Source organism: Maricaulis sp. (assembly GCF_039978735.1).
In the GTDB taxonomy this organism is placed as follows: Bacteria; Pseudomonadota; Alphaproteobacteria; order Caulobacterales; family Maricaulaceae; genus Maricaulis.
The window spans coordinates 37,193-53,411 of the sequence record NZ_JBDWAS010000043.1; the positions used below are offsets into that span (position 1 = coordinate 37,193).

Consider the following 16,219-nt stretch of genomic DNA (forward strand, 5'->3'; position numbering starts at 1 on the left):
ATCAGAACAGTGCGGGCGCGTGGGCCGGCACGAATGAAAACGACACCAGCTGCTCATTGCTGTCGTCATCCACGGCGAGATCGCCGGAGATCTGCAGCCGGTCGCCCGATGCCGAGACCATGCGCATGTCCGGCAGGGTCATTTCCACGGTGTCGGGATCCGCGGCCAGCACGATCTCGACCGACACATCCAGCGCCGTGGTGAGGCTGCGCAGAACCAGGGCGATGCGCTGATCGACATTGTCGATCGTGATCGAGGCCAGCCCCGCATCGCCCTCGCCCTGGCCGGGCAGGACAAGATCGAAGCCATAGGCGGTAAACGTGTTGCCGCGGCTTTCGATATCGACGGTGTTATTGACGAAGCGCAGGCGGCCGCCGGACACATCCAGTTCCGGAAAGCTCTCGCCCAGATCGGCGAGATCCGGGTGATAGATCGAGACCAGGGCCAGATAGACCTCGTCTGTCTCCTGGGCGACAACGCCCGCGACAAAATCACGCGACGGCATCGATCAGATCCAGTTCAAAGCTGACAGTGAGTTTCGCGCCCGGGCCGGGCCGCACCGACACGCCACCACGGCCGCCGACGATCTTTGCCGAATGGTCCGTGTCCAAAAGGCCGTCATGCCAGTCAAAGCGTTTGTTGCCGTCGGCCAGATCGTCGCGAACCCAGGGCAGGAAGACGTTCTTGTATTGCGCCACGGTCCAGCGGAATTGCAGGCGCACCTTGTCGACCGCGAGCGTGGAGGTGCGGCGGCCCTTGGGCGGGCCGTCATCAGTCTGGCTTTCCTCGCCATTCTTGCCGAGATTATAGCCAAAGCCTTCGCGCGCCGGTTCCGCCGGCAGGCCTGCCGGCCATTCGATCGCCATCAGCGCACCCCCGGGGATGGATTGAAGCCATAGCGGGTGTGCATCTCGTCATCGAACTTGCCGCTGCCCAGCATTCCGGCGACCTGCTCTTCCAGCCAGATGGTCAGCTCGCGCGTGCCGTTCGCCGAACGGCGTTCGCTGGCCCGGGCGCGACCGCCCTGCCCGCCGCCGCGTTCATCCTTCAGCGTGATGTTCAGATCGCCCAGCTCGACCCGCGCCGGCGCCTGCCCGCCCCCGCCGGTCTGGCCGGTCATGTTCGGCAGAATGCGTATCTTCTCGTCGGCCGAGACCCAGGCTGTGGGTTTGTTGTTGATCGACAGGAGATTGTTATCGATGCCGCGATTGCCGCCGATCAGGATATCGGCACCGCGGTCGAAGCCGGGCAGTTTGCCCAGCCCGGCCGTCTTGCCGGCCCCGCCGAAGAAGCCGGAGACAAATGTGTCCAGCGCACCGGCCAGCGGGCCGATGATCGAGCGTTGCAGCTGGATCTCGATAAAGCTCTCCACGATCCGCTGGCCCATGCGCTCGAACGCATCGCCGACACTGTCGGCTCCGGTGATCATGTTCATCAGGCCTTCGTGGATTGAATCGAGCGTATCCACCCCGCCGCGATCCAGCATGTCCATCGTATCGGAATACTCGCGCGCCATCTTGGCGAGGCCCGGCAGGCGGTCTTCCATGCGGATGACATTGCTGTCTTCCTGCCCGTACAGCGCGCTTTTCACCCGCTCGATTTCCGCTGTGATAATGTCGGCGTGTTCCGGGCTGTCGACCCACAGCGCGTAGAGACGGCCCAGCCGCTCGCGCGCCGCATCGGCGGGACCGGTCAGCGCTTCCAGCAATTCCTTCTGCGCTTCCAGCGGATCGTTCGCCGCCGCGGCCGCACCGGCCGCCTTGCGCTCTTCATCGGTCAGCTGTTTGAGCGGTTCCAGCAGGCCCAGCGCGGCGCGCCGGTGGCGCAGGATCGCCTCGATCTGTTCGTCAGTAATGACGATCCCGTTGGCCTGGGCCAGCTGCAGCTCGCTTTCCAGCTCGGCCACCTGTTCCAGCGGCGTCATCAGCGAGCGCAGGGATTGCTCGACCAGATTGCGCAGCTCGGCCTGGCGTTCGGTGCTGATTTCCTGGCCGCCGGGAAGCTCCTCGCCCTGGTTCCGGAACTGGGCCAGCGTGCCAAGGCCGATATCATTCATCATGGCCGCGTGATTGGCAGCGCTGATTTCCTCGAGCCGGACGCGCCGTTCGAGGGCCTCATTCAACCGGTCGTACTCCTGTCCCGCCATCTGGGCAAAACCGGGTAAGACCGCCGCCCAGCGCGCAATGGACCGCATCAGGTCCCGCTGCATCTCCAGCGCTTCGGTTTCCCGCTCACGCTCGTCAACCAGATAGCTAAGGGCCCCGGCAATGCGCTCATCAAGTTCAGCGCGGGCCTCGGCTAGCCTCAGCTCGGTTTCCAGGAAACCGACAGACTGCATATCGCGCGCACGGTCGCGCCGCATCTCTGCCTCACGCAAGGCCGTCGCAGCTTCGGCAAGCCGGGCCAGCGTTCGCTCGGAAAACGCCGCGTTGACATCATCCGCCACAGCCAGCAGGCGGCCCATTTCATCGGCCGACTGCTGCAACAGTGGCGCCGCTTCGCGCAGGCCCAGCTTGTCGGCCAGGGCGAGGCGGCGGGAGGGATCGTCGATCTCGCGCATGCGCTCGAGCACGGCGTCGAGGATGGCCGTGGCATCGGCGCCATTATCGACCAGATCGCGCAGGCCCAGCGCATCGAAGGCATCGCGCGCTTCGCCCTGACCGGTGGCGCGGTATTCGCCGATCCGCTTGGAAAACTCTTCCATGCCGGACAGCACGGCGTTGAAGTCGGCGCCCGCCATCTGGGCCGCACTGCCGATCGACAGGATGCGTTCGGCGGCCAGACCGGATGCGCGTTCGACATTCTCCAGCTCTTCCGCCCACATGGCCGTTTCGCGGCTGCGTTCCATCAGGACGAAGACTTCGCGTACGGCCATGGCCAGCGCACCAATGCCTGCAGCCGCGGCCAGCCCCCACGGCCCCACGGATGTGAGGAAGGAACCCACAGGCCCGGCACGCTGGGCCAGACCGTCCATCCCGTCCTGCAGCTCGCGGGTGGCGCGGTCGACCAGTTTGAAGTCCTGCTGTGTCGGCTTGGCGGCGCGCGAGAGATCGCGGAAGACGCGTTCGCCTTCCGGGCCCAGCTCGCCCAGGCGGCGCTTCAGCTCTTCCTGGCCGCGCAGATCCAGCTTGATCGCGACCGTGCCTGCATTGCGGCTAGCCATCCTGATCTTTCTCCTTGCGTTCGTCGCGTTCGGCGAGGCCGTCGCGAATGCCGGTTTCGGCGTGTTGCAGAAGTTCGATTGCCAGTTCGGCGTCGATATCCGGGCCCAGGCGCCGCAGCGCTTCGCTCGTGTCGATGCGTTCGAAACCGCCCCATCCGGTGCGGAAACACCCGCCCCGCTTCACTGTGTCGAGAACCCGCTGGCCGGTGAGCGTGAGAGGGGCAAATTCCACCTGCGGACACAGATGGCGGGGCGGATCGTCCGGCCCGTCCTTGCGCGGATCGCGCACCCGGCCGCCATGGGCGCAGGCGGCATCGACAGCCAGGCAATCGCGGCAGTTTTCGGCGCCGCCTGCAAACAGGTATTTGCAGACGGCGCTTAGCCGTTTCCCTCGGCCGCGACCTCGCCGACGATCGCATTGATGCGGGCTTCCACTTGCGAGGCTATGTAGGAATTGCGCATCGCAGCGGCGACGGCTTCGAGGCCGGGCTCGACCAGCTCACCGGATGCGCGATCGCCGAAGCCCTCCCAGCTCTCGACCAGCACCACCGCGTGGTAGATCAGGGCCAGCGTGCGGATCCCGCCATCGATCCCGGCTTCCATGCCCAACCGCTGCACCGCGCGCAGCACGCCCAGCGCGTCCAGATCGGCACGGGCTCGCTCGAGGAAAGCCTCATCGCTTTCGCCCTCATTGCGCGACGGCACGGCCCGCCGGGCCGCCGCAAACGCCGCCTTCTCCGTTGCCGTGGTCGGCCGGGAAATGACGATGTGGGGAATGACCGTCTCTTGGCCGGACTTGAATTTCAGCTTCGGCAGGTCAATGCGATGCGTGTCCTGCCGGGCCTTCAGATCGAGCGGGATCATTCGGTTTCCCCCGCATAGGCCGCGATGCCGTTGATCAGGGTCAGGGTTGCGGCGGCGGAGGTTTCGGTCACCTCGCTGCGCACCTGATAGCTTTCCGTGCGCAGGCCTTCGCCGCCGACGGCGCGTTCGGTCGGCACGAAACGCGAGGCGGGCATGGCGATGGTCAGAGAATTGCCGGCGTCGGTCTCGAACACCAGCTTGATGTCCTGCGGCGTCTTGGCGCGCGACACGTCGTACCAGACATTGTTGACGACGCGGAATTGCAGGTTCGACAGGATCGAGGTGTTCACATCCGGCGTGAATTCCTGGGCCACCCGGTTCGGCGACCAGGCGCCGCGGAAGGGCACCAGCGTGCGGGACAGGTTGATATCGCCGCCCATGATGTTGGCCATGATCACATCATCGGCCATGACCTTGCAGCCCTTGGCCGCGGGGAAGGGATTGAGCGCCAGGGCCGTGCCCGGCGTGCCGATCGGGCTGGAGGCGGGCGTGGCGATATCGCCCGCCATGCCCTGCAGGCTGATCTGGCGCCGGCCGCGTTCCGGCGTGAGGCCGATGCGCAGGCTGGACCAGGTCACCGTGTCGGCCAGGCGCCAGTCGCCGCCCTCCTGCCAGGCGAAGGATCCGCCGGCATGCTCGCGCGCACCGGATTTGAAGACATGGGTATAGGGATCGTCGCCGGTGGGGTCCTCGACGCGCAGCAGATGCGGCAGCACCCAGCCCAGCTGATTGAAGCACAGCGGCAGATCGAGATTGAACCCGCCTTCGACCAGATCTTCGGCCGGGGCCTGGGCATCCATCACGTTTTCGGCGGCAACACCGATCAGCGGATCGTCGACCAGATCGTCGCGCCGGCGCGGCGTGAGCGAATAGTAGTTGAGCGGGTTGTAATTGCCCGCCGCGGCCGTGCCGGCGGCCAGCTGGGCAAGCGTGTAGAGTTTGACCTCACGGCCGACCAATTGAGGCATGGGAAGTCTCCTGGATTAGCGGAAAAACAGGCCGCCGAACGGCGTTCGGCGCGCAGAAACTGGCTAGCGGCGGCCGGCGATCGTCAGATCGCGGGCCTTGGCGCGGCGCCAGTGTACGCCTTCCGCGAACCCGGCCGCCTTGAGCGCGTCGGATTCGCGATCGCGAATCTCGCCATGCGAGCCCAGCCCGTCGGCCGTCTTGAGCACGACGATCGCAACGGGTTTTGCGGCGGTCTTGGGCGCAGTTTCGCCCTCGCCGCCCGGTTTGGCAGGCTTTTTGGCCATGCTGGCCTCCTTTCAGGGTGGATCCGGTCAGCCGACCGGGGAGATGCCCGAAAAATCCACTTCGACGGACAGGCCGATCAGCGTGTCGCCGGGCATGCCGTCTTGTTTGAGGTCTTCAGGCTCGCATTGCGCGGCGCTGGCGTAGTTCACGACACCGCCGAGCGTGTAATCAGTACGGATCGCGTCTGAAATCGCGTCATGAATCTGATCCGCCAGGGCAAAGCGGGCTGAATCGTCCTGGCCGAGCACTTCAATGCCGACACCGAAGCGCGCCTGCACATCCCAGCTTTCCGGATCGCCCTGCAGGTATCTCCCGTCCGCGATCGGCTCGAGGTAGAGATTGACCGCGGCCTTCATGCCGGACGGCGCCACGTCTGCAGGGTTGATCAGCCGGTTATCACGAAATTTCAGCTCGACAGGAATGCCCAGCGCTTCGACGGCCGCAGTCACGACATTCCAGAGCGCGTCACGCGCCTGCCGGGCCCGGATCGGGGTCACTGGAAACTCTCCATCTTCGAGAAATTTCGGTCGGCGACATCCTTGAATGCCTCGGTAAAGCGTCTCACACCCTCTTCGCCGATCTCGCGCTCGATACGCGCCGGATTGATCGACTTGGGCATGTTGGCCGACGGGACGAGAATGAACATGACGACGCCATCTTCATAATTGCCCTTCTTGATCGCCGTGGGTGAAGCGCCGGTATAGCGGGTGTGGGCGCGATCCTTGCGCTTGCCGGTGCGCTTGCGAACCTTGTCCGCCACCAGCAGCGCCAGTTCCTTCCCCGGGACAGCGACATAGCGCAATCGCCCGAACCGGCGCTCGGCCTCCGTGATGGCGTGCGCCCGGCCGCGTTTCAATCGGCCGTTGGCGCCAAAAGTGCGACCTGTCTGGGGTGCATTCTGTGTCGGAATCGCGAGCCAGAAGCCTTCGCTGGACCGGATGTTGATCCCCTCGGAGAACGCCCGGACGATGTGAGGAGCGTTCGTCCACCAGGTGACGGACGGCGCTATCGACGCCTGCCCGCGCCGCGAGGGATAGACCTTGGACCGCCAGGTCCGGGCCACACGTGGCCCGAGGCCGCGCTCGGTATCGCTGCGCAGTTTGCGCTTGCCCCAGCTCTCCACGGAATCGGCGGCCGCCATCGCGGCCTGGGCCAGTTCCTCGAGCGTTGCATCGTACTCAGCCGACAGGGAACCGACGATGTTCACATCGATGGAGAAGCCCTTGGCATCGAACACAGACATGGATCAGCCTTTCAGCTCGACGAGGTCGATCATCCATTCACCATTGTCCGAAACTGGGGCGGCATCGACGGTGAACCGCTGGCCGTTGGGGCGTGCGAAGACGCCGCCACGCACCGGCGATACTCCGGCCGCGGCCAGCTTTTCGTCAGCCAGGAGCACCTTGCCGATATAGCGGGGCGCCGTGATCCGCCCCGTGCCCGGAATGCCGGTATCGTACCCGCCGGCCGATACTTCGGCCTCCAGGATCACCTGCACGCCTTCGACGCTGCCGCCACCAGGCGGCGCGTAGGTCATAACCTCGCCGAACTGGCGATAGATCAGCGGATCGGCGGCAACAAACAGGGCGCCGAAGGCGGACAGGTCTGTCATGGATCAGACGCGCTCGAGCTCGCCGGACGCCACACGGGCCGCCGCGCGGGAATTGGCGAGGCGGATTTCCGCGCCGGTTTTGACCACGCGATAGCGGCCGACACCGGAAGCGACCGTTACCGGCGCCGGCGCATCAGCCGCTGCGTCGGGCGGCGCGGCGGCGGTGCCGTCACCCTCGCCGGCCGGTGTCTCTGCCGTGGTTTCGGCTTGGGCTTCAGCCTGGCCATCGGCATTGGCGTCGGCATCGGACTTATCGCCGGCCGGCGGCGTGGCGGCCTGATCGTCAGTCTCCAGGCCCGGATCCACTTCAGTGTTCGCCGCGCCGGCCGCCTTGGGTTTATCGGCTTTGGCGGGCGCCTTGCCCGCACTCTTCTTTGTCTTCATGGGGAATCTCCCGTCTGGCACCCGTCACAAGGCCATAGGCCCTCGACTGAAGCCCTGGCCGGATGCGCACCCAGGACTTGAGAAGAGGGCCGGCGAACACGCCGCCGGCCCTTGTGAGTTGGGGAGGTTCAGGGACTAGCCCGGATCAGCAATATCCTTGCCCAGGACCAGGAGTTCGGGGCGTTTCACATACGGCGTCGGATTGGACTCGGTGTAGATCTCCACGCCCTTGCCGTGATCCAGCTCCTTTGCCGAGGCAAACAGCTGGAAGAAGCCGCCGAAGTCCGGATCCGATTCCAGCGACGGAGGCGTGTTCACCTCCATCATCGTGTCGGGCGGCGAGAAGGCCGTGCGGAACGTGTCCATGGTGCCGTTCGGGAAGAAGTGAGCATCCCCGGCCGTCACACAATCAACCGCACCCGACTTGAGCGGCGCCTTGCCCTTGTATTCGATCAGCTCGATCTGGCCGCTGAAGTCGAACTTGCGGCCCCAGTTGCCGCCCCGCGTGTCGCGATCCGGCTTGTGCAGAGCCATGGCACCCTGGTGCTGCAGATAGTATTTCTCGACCTTGGGATGCTGAACAAAGCGATTGAAGAACCGGGTCGAAACAATGCCGGTCACGCCGGTCATGATCTCGCCGTTGAGGTTGCGGCCGATCGCGTCGCCAACCTGTTCACAGGCTTCCAGCACGTCAGCGTCTTCATTGGTGAGATCGAAGTAAACCGTCTCCTGCTCCTTGCCGAAGAAGGCGTGCATGTCGAGCAGCACCGTGGTGCCGTCGCCGTCCAGGATCTTGCCCTTGAGGGCCCCCAGACGCAGCCACTCGATCGTCTGGTAATGATCGCGTGCCAGCCGCGCGAGCTTTTCGGCCAACACCTGGTCGACCGACTCGTCGACCTTTTCGCGGCCCAGAACCCGCAAGCGGTCCTGAACATCGGCCGGCCGGATCACATCGGGCTTTTCGAAATGCGCGGTGGTGAAAGTGCGGGTCTTGCCACGCGGACGGTCATTGCGATCCTGCGGGCCGCCGCTGCGCTCGGTGCTGTTGAGCACCACGACACCCTCTTCATTCTCGCGGATCTCGACCGTGGTCGAACCGATCGGCTCGTCTTCAAACAGGCCGAGCGCACCGACGAGGCCAAACATGTTGGGCACGCGGTTGATCTGGGTGGTCAGCGCCGTGCTGTTGTAAAGAAAATCGAACATGAGTTCGGGTCCTTTCGTCCTAAGGAGCCGCGGCCCCGGACAGCCGGGACCCGGATCTCACAGATTGTTTGGGAGAGAACGGCCGGCGCGAACGCCGGCCGTCAGGCGGGTCAGGAAACGTCGACCACGTGGATGCCCAGAGCCACCAGCTGGGCTTCGATTGCGGCCTTCTGGGCGGCGGTGGCGCCGGACGGATAGACCAGGCGCTGGCGCGCCACTTCGGCCGGCCCCTTGACCAGGGCCGCAACACGGCCATCGGCACCATCGGCCGCTTCAGCCTTGCGCAGGCAAACGCCTGCTACACGGCCGCCGCCATCGACCGCCGTCAGGTCGAGGGCAATCGCCTTGCCGGCCGCCGACGTGACCGAGATGGTGAACCCATCGCCGATGTCGAATTCGGTGGTCGGCGTGTCGGTGCCGATGGTGAAGGCAATGGCGCCATTGTCGTATGCCACACCCTCGACGGCATCGGCCAGGCGATAGCCATCCGGGTCATAAACGGCGAAGACCGCCGCGCCATTCGACTCGGTGATGCATTCGGCCGAATAGTCGCCCACGATGGCATTGGCCTTCAGCGCGACACCCGACAGGATGCCCGCGCCGACATTTCCGGCATTGGCCGCGCCGGCGATTGCCAGCGACGCCGTGAGGCCGAGAATGGTGCCGATGGCGATGGACCGCACGGCGCCGGAGCCCGCCAGGAGCGGGAGCGTCTTGCGGCAATAAGTCGGGTCGAGTTCATATTTGAGGACGTCCGAGATCGACCGCGGTTCATCGTACGTCTGACCTGCAAGCAGAGACATGGTGTCAGTCCTTTCCGGCTAACGGGTTGAAGGGTGCGCCGGGCGATCAGCGCTTGGTGCGGGCCAGGACACGGTCCATGGCACGGCCCAGGCCGGCATTGCGTTCCGCATCCGGCTTGGGATCGTCGGCCTTGCGGCCCGGCTTCACACCGCCGCCGCGGCCACGCATGGCGTCCTTGAGCGGAGAGCCCTCGCGCGTGGCGGACTTGAGGGTGCGCAGGGCCGTGGCGTAGCGCATCTCGCCGGCGGCCACGTCGGCCGCGAGCGTGCAGCCCAGGGAGGACTTGCCATCGCGTGCGGCGATGCGGCCGATCTTGCGGCCCGCGGCGGCCAGGGATTTGGGCTCTTCCGCATCCGCGGCTTCCGGATCCTCGGCATCGGTTTCCGCATCCGGATCGTCCTCGCCGTTTTCGGCATCCGGATCCGGCTCCTCCTCTTCGGAGACTTCCTCCTGGTCCTCGCCCTCGCCCTTCGGCGCGGCGGCCGAACCGTCGGAACGCGGCGGCTTGACGGAGACACCCAGAGACTGCAGGCGGGCAATCGCCTTTGCGTCCCCTTTCGCGGCTTTGGCACGCAAGGCCGCGATCTCGGCTTCGATACTCATCGACAGCTCCTTTTTGCTGGTCGCGGCCGCGGGATCCGTTTGCGAAGCAGCGCGGCCGGAAGCCGCCTCGCTGGAAGGTGTCAGCCCGGCCAGGGCGCGGGCGGCCTCGAAGGCCTCGTCTTCATTGAGGATGGCATCGAGCAGGCCGGCGGCGACCGGATCGAGATCGCCTTCCGCGCCAGCCGTGAAGGTGCGGGCCTGCCAGCCCTTCACGGTCTCGGTTTCGATCCCGCGGCCGGTGGCGACGGCTTCGAAGAAGAAGCCGGCATGCGCATCGATCTGCGCCTGGAACATACCGCGTTCGGATTCGGTGACTTCGCGGAAGGGCGAGCCCATGTCCTTGTACTCGCCGGACTTGAACTCTTCGCGCTTGACCTTGTCTTCGGCCATCAAGCCGGACCAGTCGAACCAGCCCATGCGAACGCCGATCGAGCCAAGGCCCGCACCGCGCGGCGCGTAACAGGCATCGCAACTGGCTGCGATCTGCTGGGCAGCGGAATAGGCCATGTGACAGAAGGCCACGAGCGGCTTGCCGCCGGAGGCCTGCCGGTTGGCCTGCATCATCTCGGACAATTCGTCAGTGCCGTAGGAGAGGCCGCCCGGGCTGTCGATCAACAGCATGACGGCGGCCACCCGCTCGTCATCGTTTGCGGCCCGGATCGCCTCGGCAATGTCGGCATAGCCGGAGTTGAAGCAATCGTCCCAGAAGTCCCAATAGCCGTTGCGGGCCAGAACGCCCTGCACCTGGATCACCGCGCAATCGCGCGCCAGGTAATAGCCGTGCGGCGTCCATTCGGCCTCTTCGTGGAAACTCAGCATCGACTCGACGCCGCCCGGTTCCCGGCCCCGCAGGACGCGCTGTGCGATATCGCCGGCGCGATCGAGCAGGCCGGGCTGGGCATCCTCGCGATAGCGCCAGTCGGCAACGCGCCCCAGGCGGCCCAGATGGTTTTCATAGCCGGCATGCAGCGCCAGCAGCACGGCGCCCTGCGAGGCATTCATGGACAGACGGCGGCGGAGTGAGCGGGGCATGGCGGATCCTATTCGCTACCGCCGCGCACGGCGGCGATCTGGTCGAATGAACCGGGCGCGACATTGGCGCGTTCGAAGCGGCGCTGGTCGCGCGCCCGTTCGGCGATGACTTCGTCGAGCGGCTTGCCGCGCTCTTCGGCGATGTCGGAGAATGAGGCCTGGAAATTCTCGACCTGCATGCGGTCGCCCTGGGCTTCCTTGACCGGGTCGACATATTCGCGCCGCGGCCCGATCCAGGTGCCTTTCACATAGACGTCCGGCCGCTCCATGATGTCCGGCGCACCGGGCGGCAGGGCCAGCCGTCCGTCGTAGAACGCCTCCTGCAGGATGCAGAGCAGAGCGGGCTGGGCGAAATTGAGCACGTCGACGATCCGCTCGCGCTTGGCCATGCGGAAGGCGTCATTGATGGCGGTGCGGGCCGAGGAGAAATTCTCCTTGGAGAAGTCCCGCAGCATCATGTTTGCCGGCACGCCCGCGCCAGCACCGGCCTGGACCGCGAGCGCGCCGAAGAAGTCGGCATAGGCGTTGGCCGCACGCACCTTGTCATTGATGTCGAAATTATCGCCCGGGAAGGTGCGCAACACCTTGTTGGCGTTGATGTCCGAGCCGGACGCCTCGTAAAAGGCCGCCCGGGCCTCGAGCAGTTTGTCGGCATCGTTTCCGAACAGTTCGACCAGGTATTCGGGATCGAGGTGCGAGGAGATGCTGGCGAAGATCGTCGCGTTGATCAGGCGGGAGCGGGCTTCGGTATCGGTGGCCTCCTGGAAGGCACCGAAGCGGCGCAGCGAGGACGCCAGATCCGAGACACCCCGGGTCTGCCCGATCTCCCGGCGTCGCAGGCTGCGGAAATAGCGCGGCCGGCCGGGCGTCTCGTATCGATCGATCCAGTCGCCCTGCAGCGCCTTGACCGCCGACTTGCCGATATCGACCGGATGGGCCCGCAGGATGTGCAGGGCGATGTTGCGGCCGCGCTCATCGGTGGCCACACCGGCGCGGACATCTTCAGCGTCCAGCGAATAGGACGTGCCGTCCTTCAGCGCGATCTGGATGGTGCCGCCCCACCCGTCTGCCCGGCCCAGGGGATTGGCGAGGCGCGCGGGATGCACCAGTTGAATGGCCGTGTGGAAGGGGAAGCCGTCCCCGCGATCCTCGATCCAGTTGAAAAGGCCGATGCTCTCGCCGTCGACGATGCGGTGACGCACAGACAGGTCCAGCTGCAGGTCGAAGGGCAGCGCCTCTTCGTAATCGAGCCGGAAGAGCGGATCGCCGGTCGCGCGGCGCCAGGCATCTTCGATACTGTCGGTCAGGCGCAGGTATCGATCATCGTCCGGCGTGAGACCAAAGGCCTCCGGCGGCGGAGCGGACGAGAACTTCCAGCCGGTGCCGACGATCAGCGACACTTTCTGTTCAACCGCGCTGTCGGCCAGCGGCTCATTGCGAACCACATCACGGACCCGGGGCAGCACCCGCAGGCGTTCGCCCAACCAGTTGCCATCGGCCGACCGGCGTGAGGCATTGCGCCCGGCAAACACACGGTCGAACGGGTCGGCCGCACGATAGGCCGTACGCCCGGCCCGGCTGGCGCCGCTGACATCCAGGGTGCCGGCGGCGGACTGGACGGCGGCGGGGCCACCGGCGGACATGACGGCGCTATACCGCGCCGCGGCAAGGCGGCGGGAGTCGGGTGACAGTCGCACGGGCGGCTCCTGGTTTAGAGATAGATCGGGCGGCCGGGACCGGCCTCGCCAGTGAGGCGGGCACGTTCGGTGCGCAATTCGAACAGGCGCCGGCGCAGCGGCGCTTCAGGATCACTACCACCGGCGAACTGGATCTCGCGATCGCCGTGACGCATGCGTGACGGCTTGCCGCCTAAAGCGAGCTCATCCAGCGCCTCGCGGAATTTGGCGATGTCGGCATCGATCTCTTCGAGCGTGCGCGGCATGGTCGGCTCCTGTCAGGTGACGGTTCGGCCGCCCGGGCACAACGCACCCGGGCGGCCATGTTTGAAGCGGGCCCGGGGCATGCCCCGGCGGCCGGATCAATTCACCGGCGCTGCCTCGCTTCTCTCTCGGCGGGTATTAGGTGAGGGCGGCGGCCGGTCCGGGCCCCGGCCGCCGCCGGTGCCACGGCTGAACAAGCCGCGGCCATGCTGACCAGGTGAACCCCTTGCACCCGGGCCAGCTCACCGAACGCCGTTCGGCGCCGGTTTTCAGTTTCGATTCTGCTGTGCCATCCGCATGAGCGCGGAAGGCAGCCGCGATTCCTCTTCCGGTGACGGGGAAGGCTCGCTCTGGTCTTCGACCCGTCGGACCTGCCGGTCGAACAAGTCGGCTTGGTCCGGTTCGAGGATGGCGCGGACCCGCGCTTCCGCCTCTTCCCAGTCTTCCTCTGCCCAGGAACCGCGTGACCCGGCACGGGCGCCCAGGTGATGCAGGCCGGCAAAATTGTAGACGTCGCAGTCGAAGAGGTGGTTCTCCTCCGACGCCTTCTTCTTCCAGATCTTGCGGGTCAGGTTGGTCGATTTGACCCGTTCGTCATGGACAAATTCCGACGTCAACTGGCGGAAGAACGGTTCGTCCGCATTGATCGGCCACCAGCAGTAACCGCGCGGCACGCCATCCTCATCGAAGTCGGATGACGCGGCCGTTTTTCCGTAGCGAGAAACCAGAATCGACTTCACGGGGTAAGTGCCGACATGCCACACCCGCAGACCCAGCTTCCGCTTTTTGCCGGACTTTGACACATCGCTCTGATGCGTGTGCGTGATGATGTCCCGGTTCCAACCCGCATCGCCGTTCACGGCCAGCGCCTTTGGCCGGCGGCGCACCCAGGCCTTCACCGCATCGGTATTGTAGTTTGAGTCTACGACCTCCAGGTCGTAGGGGATCCGCTTGCCGCCCGGCAGAGGGGCGCCGCGTTCGACGATCTTGTCGAACGCCTTCCAGGCGCCCTCGCCCATCACAGCGGTTTCACCGGGCAGCAGGTCCCATTCCAGATACCAGGCTTCCTCGTTGGCGTTGTAACCCTTGCCCAGATACCAGATGCCATAGCCCTGCACGTCGGCCGACAGGACGAAGACGGAGGGCCCGTAGGCGCCCTCGCCGCGCTGGAAGTCTTCGCAACGCCGTGCCGACAGGGCCTCCCAGCCCGGCGTCTTCGTCTTGATCTCATATGGCCGGCCCAGCACCGTGTTGACGAACACCATTTCGGTGTGCTGATCGCCGGCCGCGTCGGCTTCCTTCTGGGCGATCGTTTCCCAGCGGCGGAACCGGCTGATTTCGCCCGTAATGTGAAAGCCGACCACACGGTGCAGGCCATCTCCGGCCCACTCCAGGGCTTCCTCCCGGCTGATCGTTTTGGCCGGCGATTTGCCATTGACCGGCCGGGTGGGCACCCACAGACCCAACGCCAGCATCTTCCGCTTGTGACTGTCATCATGCGGCATGCCGCAGGCCGGACAGACAAAGAACGGGCGAAATGGCGCCACGTCACCCTTTTGAACATCCTCCCAGACGAAGTCGGTCAGCATCCCGCACTGCAGACAGCCGAGATAGAACCGCTCCATACTGGAGCGGGCATAACCCTTCATCGAACGCGAGCCGCCCAGCAGCAGCGGCGTCGAGATCTTCAGCGCTTTGGACAAGGCCAGCGCTTCGTATGTCGTCAGCCGCATATCCGCCTGGGTGGCCGGATCGCCTTCGCCATTGTTGGCCACCCAGGCGTCAAGATCATCCTCGACGAGGAAGCGAATAGTGTGGCCGCGAAGCGTTTTCGGGCTCTCCGCACCCGCCAGCAGCAGTGTACCGCCGCGTGTCGATCGGATTTTGTCGGCCTTCGACCCGCCGGTGGCCTTGTTGATCCGGGGCACGATGACGCCGGGCTTTTCCCCTTCGTCCGGGTAGGGCGTCAGTGCCGGTGTCGCCTCGATCAATGGCCAGAACTTGCTGTCCGCCCATTCCTTGGCCTGGCTGACGGTCGGATGCACCGCCATGCAGGGCGCATTCATGCTCGCCAGGATCGAGGCGAGCCAGAGATCACCGACCACCGTGCCGCCCGACTGGGCGCATTTCGGGATCCAGACTTCCTCGCACGGATGGTCCGGCGACAGCACTTCCAGGATCCGCTTCAGATAGGGCGCCGTCGAGTGCTTGAACTTGCCCGGCGCCGGGGACCCTTCCGGGAACCGTGCCTGCTCTGCCCACACAGCCGGGTTCAGTGGTGGTGGCGGCGCGAGCGCGGCCAGGTAAGCCTCCTGCAGGCGCAAGGCATTGAGGCGGAAGTACCGGTCGGCGTCCTCTCCGAATTCTTCCCATCCATTGTAGCCGTCAGGCATGGGCGGGCTCGCCTTCAAGTGCCAGCTGCGAACGTGCTTCCTCGATCGAGCGGCGGGTGTCGGCGTCAAGCTCGGTCAGGATCTGCGTCAGGTGATGCTGGATCGCAGCACGGGCTTTCGCCGGGTCTTCCGGATTCGCCTCCTCGGCCGCCTCCATCGGCAAACGCAGGATGGCCTCCACCGTTCGGCTGGCCAGGCGGCGTTGTTGCTCCATGGCCAGATCGAGCGGTATCAGGCGGCCGATGCGCTCCTCGTAATCAAGGCGCACCGACTTGGCCTTGATCTCCTCCTGGATCGCCTTCGACTGGGCAGCACGCTGCCGGACGCTGTCCTGGACGCTCGCGGCCTTGTCATCAGCACTGTCGTCCCGTTCCTCGCCGACTGGATCGCTGTCAGCAACGGGCTCCGGCGCAACCGGACTGACGGGCCCGGCCCCGATCGCCGCCCCTTCATCGGCCAGGCCTTTGAGCGGGTTCTGCTCGCCCGCTCTCAGCTGGTCACTGGCCAGGGCGTCGACCATCTGCCGGCCGGTGACCGGACATTCGGCGAAGACGATCAATCCGTCCCGGGTGTTCCACTTCGCAGCACACTGCCGGGTAACACCTCTCGCCTTGCCGTACGCGGCCACAGATCGAAAGTACGCCGGCGCCCCATCGGGCAGTTTGCGATCGAGCAGCGGAACATCGGTCATCGGTGATCGGGCCACCGGCAGAGCGGGCTAGCCTCCTGAAATGTCAACGAGTTGAGCCCGAAACGTCAACAATGTTGACGGCCTGTGTATCTTGCGAAGCCCCGCGCTCAGATGCCCCGTATACGGGGAAGCGCTGGGAAGGACCCGCTAAGGCGTGGATTTGTGGGGTTTCGGGCATGAAAAAGCCCCGCGAGGCGGTGGCCGGCGGGGCTTGGCGAGGCGCAATGACCTCATCTAGGACAAATCGATAGTATCCTAGGACCTTGGATGTCA

General features: G+C 65.6%; 18 protein-coding genes. All 18 read right to left on the reverse strand.

The features are described 5' to 3' along the window. Nucleotide 1: 1 nt before the first annotated feature. On the reverse strand, nucleotides 2-505 hold the full coding sequence (locus tag ABJO18_RS11500) for a DUF1833 family protein (RefSeq protein ID WP_348515915.1): 504 nt from the start codon (nucleotides 503-505) through the stop codon (nucleotides 2-4). Then, nucleotides 492-866 (reverse strand): hypothetical protein, encoded by a 375-nt coding sequence (locus tag ABJO18_RS11505; RefSeq protein ID WP_348508887.1) that lies wholly within the window; start codon nucleotides 864-866, stop codon nucleotides 492-494. Before ABJO18_RS11505 ends, ABJO18_RS11500 begins: the two co-directional genes overlap by 14 nt. Next, nucleotides 866-3,163: a hypothetical protein gene (locus ABJO18_RS11510; RefSeq protein WP_348515916.1), complete on the reverse strand. Its 2,298-nt coding sequence runs from the start codon at nucleotides 3,161-3,163 to the stop codon at nucleotides 866-868. Before ABJO18_RS11510 ends, ABJO18_RS11505 begins: the two co-directional genes overlap by 1 nt. Beyond that, a complete protein-coding gene (locus ABJO18_RS11515; RefSeq protein ID WP_348508278.1) occupies nucleotides 3,156-3,452 on the reverse strand; it encodes a hypothetical protein in 297 nt (98 codons plus the stop codon). The genes ABJO18_RS11510 and ABJO18_RS11515 overlap by 8 nt, the downstream gene beginning before the upstream one ends. Before the next feature lie 89 nt (nucleotides 3,453-3,541). After that, nucleotides 3,542-4,027, reverse strand: a complete 486-nt coding sequence (locus ABJO18_RS11520) for a hypothetical protein (RefSeq protein WP_348508277.1) — start codon at nucleotides 4,025-4,027, stop codon at nucleotides 3,542-3,544. Beyond that, the gene (locus ABJO18_RS11525) at nucleotides 4,024-4,995 is read right to left on the reverse strand and encodes a phage tail tube protein (RefSeq protein ID WP_348508276.1); all 972 of its coding nucleotides are present in this window, start codon (nucleotides 4,993-4,995) and stop codon (nucleotides 4,024-4,026) included. The genes ABJO18_RS11520 and ABJO18_RS11525 overlap by 4 nt, the downstream gene beginning before the upstream one ends. 63 nt (nucleotides 4,996-5,058) lie before the next feature. Further along, entirely contained in the window at nucleotides 5,059-5,280 is a 222-nt protein-coding gene (locus ABJO18_RS11530) for a hypothetical protein (RefSeq protein ID WP_348508275.1), read from the reverse strand. Nucleotides 5,281-5,307: 27 nt separating this feature from the next. Continuing rightward, nucleotides 5,308-5,778 carry a hypothetical protein gene (locus ABJO18_RS11535; RefSeq protein ID WP_348508274.1) on the reverse strand — a complete coding sequence of 157 codons (471 nt, stop codon included), beginning with the start codon at nucleotides 5,776-5,778 and terminating at the stop codon, nucleotides 5,308-5,310. After that, complete coding sequence (locus tag ABJO18_RS11540; RefSeq protein WP_348508273.1) at nucleotides 5,775-6,524, reverse strand: DUF6441 family protein; 750 nt, start codon at nucleotides 6,522-6,524, stop codon at nucleotides 5,775-5,777. Before ABJO18_RS11540 ends, ABJO18_RS11535 begins: the two co-directional genes overlap by 4 nt. Nucleotides 6,525-6,527: 3 nt before the next feature. Beyond that, nucleotides 6,528-6,893 (reverse strand): hypothetical protein, encoded by a 366-nt coding sequence (locus ABJO18_RS11545; RefSeq protein WP_348508272.1) that lies wholly within the window; start codon nucleotides 6,891-6,893, stop codon nucleotides 6,528-6,530. Nucleotides 6,894-6,896: 3 nt separating this feature from the next. Then, nucleotides 6,897-7,277, reverse strand: a complete 381-nt coding sequence (locus ABJO18_RS11550) for a hypothetical protein (RefSeq protein ID WP_348508271.1) — start codon at nucleotides 7,275-7,277, stop codon at nucleotides 6,897-6,899. A gap of 135 nt (nucleotides 7,278-7,412) precedes the next feature. Then, nucleotides 7,413-8,483 carry a major capsid protein gene (locus ABJO18_RS11555; protein WP_348508270.1) on the reverse strand — a complete coding sequence of 357 codons (1,071 nt, stop codon included), beginning with the start codon at nucleotides 8,481-8,483 and terminating at the stop codon, nucleotides 7,413-7,415. Between the two features lie 110 nt (nucleotides 8,484-8,593). Then, nucleotides 8,594-9,286: a head decoration protein gene (locus tag ABJO18_RS11560; protein WP_348515917.1), complete on the reverse strand. Its 693-nt coding sequence runs from the start codon at nucleotides 9,284-9,286 to the stop codon at nucleotides 8,594-8,596. A gap of 46 nt (nucleotides 9,287-9,332) precedes the next feature. Then, nucleotides 9,333-10,922 carry a S49 family peptidase gene (locus ABJO18_RS11565; protein WP_348515918.1) on the reverse strand — a complete coding sequence of 530 codons (1,590 nt, stop codon included), beginning with the start codon at nucleotides 10,920-10,922 and terminating at the stop codon, nucleotides 9,333-9,335. 8 nt (nucleotides 10,923-10,930) lie between these two features. Next, on the reverse strand, nucleotides 10,931-12,619 hold the full coding sequence (locus ABJO18_RS11570) for a phage portal protein (protein ID WP_348509450.1): 1,689 nt from the start codon (nucleotides 12,617-12,619) through the stop codon (nucleotides 10,931-10,933). A 14-nt stretch (nucleotides 12,620-12,633) separates the two neighbouring features. Continuing rightward, a complete protein-coding gene (locus tag ABJO18_RS11575) occupies nucleotides 12,634-12,864 on the reverse strand; it encodes a hypothetical protein (protein WP_348509451.1) in 231 nt (76 codons plus the stop codon). A 267-nt stretch (nucleotides 12,865-13,131) separates the two neighbouring features. Beyond that, nucleotides 13,132-15,324, reverse strand: a complete 2,193-nt coding sequence (locus tag ABJO18_RS11580; protein WP_348509452.1) for a terminase gpA endonuclease subunit — start codon at nucleotides 15,322-15,324, stop codon at nucleotides 13,132-13,134. Beyond that, nucleotides 15,248-15,946 carry a hypothetical protein gene (locus ABJO18_RS11585; RefSeq protein WP_348509453.1) on the reverse strand — a complete coding sequence of 233 codons (699 nt, stop codon included), beginning with the start codon at nucleotides 15,944-15,946 and terminating at the stop codon, nucleotides 15,248-15,250. Before ABJO18_RS11585 ends, ABJO18_RS11580 begins: the two co-directional genes overlap by 77 nt. Nucleotides 15,947-16,219: the final 273 nt, after the last annotated feature.